The sequence below is a fragment of the Noviherbaspirillum sp. genome (assembly GCF_036846085.1).
In the GTDB taxonomy this organism is placed as follows: Bacteria; Pseudomonadota; Gammaproteobacteria; order Burkholderiales; family Burkholderiaceae_D; genus Noviherbaspirillum.
In genome coordinates this window covers 1-3878 of the sequence record NZ_DAIUCO010000366.1, presented here as the reverse complement: position 1 = coordinate 3878, position 3878 = coordinate 1, and the positions used below count along the sequence as shown (strand labels likewise).

4 protein-coding genes are annotated in these 3878 nt (G+C 57.7%); 1 reads left to right on the top strand and 3 read right to left on the bottom strand.

Going from position 1 to position 3878, the window contains the following annotated elements; translation table 11 throughout:
* The 3 genes from V7080_RS24720 to V7080_RS24710 form a co-directional block, all read right to left on the bottom strand.
* Positions 1-1527 (bottom strand): 3-(methylthio)propionyl-CoA ligase (locus V7080_RS24720; protein ID WP_334191029.1); only part of this gene is annotated, 1527 nt, incomplete at its 3' end.
* A 194-nt stretch (positions 1528-1721) separates the two neighbouring features.
* Positions 1722-2309, bottom strand: a complete 588-nt coding sequence (locus V7080_RS24715) for an HD domain-containing protein (protein WP_334191028.1) — start codon at positions 2307-2309, stop codon at positions 1722-1724.
* Positions 2310-2335: 26 nt separating this feature from the next.
* Positions 2336-3112 (bottom strand): class II aldolase/adducin family protein, encoded by a 777-nt coding sequence (locus tag V7080_RS24710; protein WP_334191027.1) that lies wholly within the window; start codon positions 3110-3112, stop codon positions 2336-2338.
* A gap of 122 nt (positions 3113-3234) precedes the next feature.
* On the opposite strand from V7080_RS24710, the gene V7080_RS24705 reads away from it, so the two are divergent.
* Positions 3235-3878, top strand: a 644-nt coding sequence (locus V7080_RS24705; RefSeq protein ID WP_334191026.1) for a Crp/Fnr family transcriptional regulator, incomplete at its 3' end; no start/stop codon positions are given.

Sequence of the window (3878 nt, the reverse complement as noted above, 5' to 3'; positions counted from 1 at the left end):
TTTGCCGTCGTAAAACTTGATGAGTTCTTCCTTGCTCACGTCAACGCCCGGCTTCTTGACGACCACTAGCAGCGGACGCTCGTCCCACTTCGGATGGAAAATGCCGATGCAGGCAGCCTGCTGGACGGCGGGGTGTGCCATGGCGATGTTCTCAAGGTCGATGGTGCCGATCCATTCGCCGCCGGACTTGATGACATCCTTGCTGCGGTCGGTGATCTGCATGTAGCCTTCGGGGCTGATGGTGGCGACGTCGCCGGTCGGGAACCAACCGTTCTCCAGCACATCGCCGCCTTCATTCTTGAAATAGCTGCTGATGATCCAGGGCCCCTTCACATACAGGTTGCCGTAGGTCTTGCCGTCCCACGGCAATTCCTTGCCGGCATCATCGACGATTTTCATGTCGACGCCGTAGATCGCATGTCCCTGCTTCTCCAGCACCGCCTGCTGCTCGTCATCCGACAGGGACAAGTGACGGCTCTGCAGTGTGCATGCGGTTCCGAGCGGCGACATTTCCGTCATGCCCCATGCATGCACCACTTCGATGTTGTATTGATGGCGGAAGGTCTTCATCATCGCCGGCGGGCAAGCAGATCCACCGATCACGGTGCGCTTGAAGCTGGAAAACTTGAGGTTGTTCTGCCCGACATAGGTCAGCAGTCCCAGCCAAACTGTCGGCACACCGGCGGAAAACGTCACCTGCTCCTGCTCGAACAGTTCGAACAGGGATTTGCCGTCCAGCGCCGGCCCCGGAAATACCATCTTCGCGCCGGTGAGCGGGACCGAGTATGGCAACCCCCATGCATTCACGTGGAACATCGGCACCACCGGCAACACGGCGTCGCGGGCGGAGACGTTGAGCGCATCAGGCATCGTCGATGCGTAGGAATGCAGAATCGTGGAGCGGTGCGAATACAGCGCGCCCTTGGGATTGCCGGTCGTTCCGGAGGTATAGCACAGGCTCGACGCGGAATTTTCGTCAAACAGCGGCCATTCGTAATCGGCCGAATTGCTTTCGATCAGATCTTCGTAGCACAGCAGGTTGGGTATCTTGGTTTCCTGCGGCATGCGATCACGGTCGCACATCATCACGAACCCTTTCACCGTCTTGCAGTGGGCGGCGAACGCGTCCACCAGGGGCAGGAATGTGATGTCGAAGAACAGGTACTGGTCCTCGGCATGATTGACGATGTAAGCGATCTGTTCGGGATGCAGGCGCGGGTTGATGGTATGCATGACCGCGCCGGAACCGGAGATTGCGTAGTACAACTCCATGTGCCGGTAGCCGTTCCATGCAAGGGTGGCGACGCGGTCGCCCATCTTGACGCCGAAACCGCCAAGTGCGTTTGCCATCTGGCGCGAGCGGCGGTGGCAATCGCGGTAGGTATAACGGTGAATGTCGCCTTCGACGCGGCGGGAAACGATTTCATTTGCGCCGAAATATCGGTCGGCATGTTGGATGATGCTCGAGATGAGCAAAGGCTGGCTCATCATCTGCCCCATCAGCGGGCTCATCGGATACTGCGCCATCATGTCTCCTGTCATTGTTCGAGCGTCTAACAAAATGCCTCTGGCAGGCACATGCCCGCCAGAGAACGCTACGCCGGCGTTCAAATCATTTTGTTAGACGCCCATTAGAATGGTTTTTCTAAAACAAGGCATGATTTTTGAACGACCGTACTAAACCGTCAACGACTTTCGATGGTGCGGCGCATCAATGTCACCTACGCGACTTTTTCCTCCGTAACCGCTTTGTAGATCGAATTTTTCGGCCGCGCCATTACGCGGCGCAGCATTGGCTCGAAAAAGGATAACGGCAGGGTGTCGTAATCCGGGTCGAAGGCTGGTGCATCGTACTTCTCGCAAAACTCCAGGGTGACATCATAAAGTTTCTGCCCGGCAAACTGATCGCGCAGATTGCGATCCATGCCGAGGTGGTGGAAGAAGTAATAACCTTGGAAAATACCGTGCTTTTCGACCATGGTGAAGTTCTCTTCACTAACGAAGGGCTTGAGAATCGACGCCGCGATGTCCGGATGATTGAAGCTGCCGAGCGTATCGCCGATGTCGTGCAGCAGCGCGCAGATCACATATTCCTCGTCGCGCCCGTCGCGAAAGGCACGGGTCGCGGTTTGCAGGCTGTGGGTAAGGCGATCAACGGCGAAGCCGCCACAGTCGCCTTCCAGCAGGCGAAGATGCGCCAGTACCCGGTCCGGCAGCGCAGCGGCAAACGGCTTGAATTCCTTGGAAATGATTTTCCAGTCTTCGGCGGTGCTTTGCTGCATGTCGCGGAAGGTCGCTTTCTCTTGCATGGATGTCTCCGTAATTGTTGTGTGGATCAGGTTCGGTAGGACGGATCGAGGCGGTCGAGGCGACGCAGCAGTGCCGGCCACGCCAGCATGCCACCCTGCGACTTGGTCACTTTTTTCGCCGACTGCTGCGCGCCGTTGATGATTGCGGCCGGGATCGGGATCAATTCCCCGCCGCCGGCCTGGGCACGGATCTGGATCATGCAGGCTGCTTCGAAGATGTACATATTGACGAACGCGTCCGCAATTGTTTTTCCGATGGTCAACAATCCGTGATTGCGCAGCATCAAGTAAGTCTTGTCGCCGAGATCAGCGACGAGGCGCGGTTTTTCATCATCATTCAACGCCACGCCTTCATAGTCGTGATACGCAAGGCTGGACAACACAAAGATTGATTGCTGCGACAGAGGCAGGACGCCGTTTTTCTGTGCGGACACTGCCACGCCATTGATGCTGTGAACATGCAATACGCATTGGGCGTCATGCCGCACGGCATGAATCGCGGAGTGAATGGTGAAACCGGCAGGGTTGACCGGGAAAGGCGAGTCTTCGATCTTGTTGCCGTTAATGTCGATCTTCACCAGGGACGATGCGGTGATTTCATCGAACATCATGCCGTAGGGATTAATCAGGAACTGATCTTCGGTGCCCGGCACGCGCGCTGTAATGTGCGTGAACACGAGGTCGCTCCAGCCAAAATCGGCAACCAGCCGGTAGCAGGCCGCGAGATCAACGCGGGCCTGCCATTCCTCCGGGGAAACCCGGTCCTGGATCGAGGGGATGTGCAGTTTTTCAGGGGCGTTCATATCGGGTTTCCTCTTCTCTGTCAAAATACCGGTTACACACAAGTGATGTGGAGCACAGGCTCGCATGCGGCCAGTATCCATATACTCCACTACGGAAGACTGTCAATTTTTTTACATTTGCCATGCCAAATAGGGTCACTCCCGACATCGATAAGATCGCCCTGCTGCGCTCATCATGGCTGGCCAATTTTCCGGATGACGTCATCGCGGAAGCCGCTGCGGCAGGAAGCCTGCGCACGCTGAAAGACGGCACGCTGCTTCATGCACGCGGGGCGGCATGCGACGGGTTCTACACCATTGCCAGCGGTTCGGTGCGCTTTTCCCGAACGACCGCCGATGGCTATGCGACCACCATCGCCGTGCTGGAGGCGCCGAACTGGTTCGGCGAGCTGTCCATCTTCGATGGCTTGCCACGCACGCATGACGGCCGCGCGTCCGGTCCCACAGTCGTTCTATTCCATGCGAAGTCGGATTTCAAGCGCTTGCTGGCCAAGCACCCGATGATCTATGAACGCTTCGCGCGCATGCTGAGCCTGCGGTTGCGCGCAACATTCGATCTGGTCGAGGAAGCCGCGATCGCGCCGCTTGCGCAGCGCCTGGCGCGGCGACTGCTGGAGCTTGCACAATTTGAGCCATCGGCGATGAATGCAGCCACGACAACCCGCGGACGCGAAGTGCCGCTGACCCAGGAGGAACTCGGACACCTGCTTGGCAAATCGCGGCAAAGCATCGCCAAACTGCTTCGCACCTGGGAACAGGCCGGCCT

Bases quoted from the DNA above. Each gene is read 5' to 3' on its own strand.
- V7080_RS24715 (WP_334191028.1), bottom strand. From the start codon at position 2,309: ATGCAAGAGAAAGCGACCTTCCGCGACATGCAGCAAAGCACCGCCGAA.
- V7080_RS24710 (WP_334191027.1), bottom strand. From the start codon at position 3,112: ATGAACGCCCCTGAAAAACTGCACATCCCCTCGATCCAGGACCGGGTT.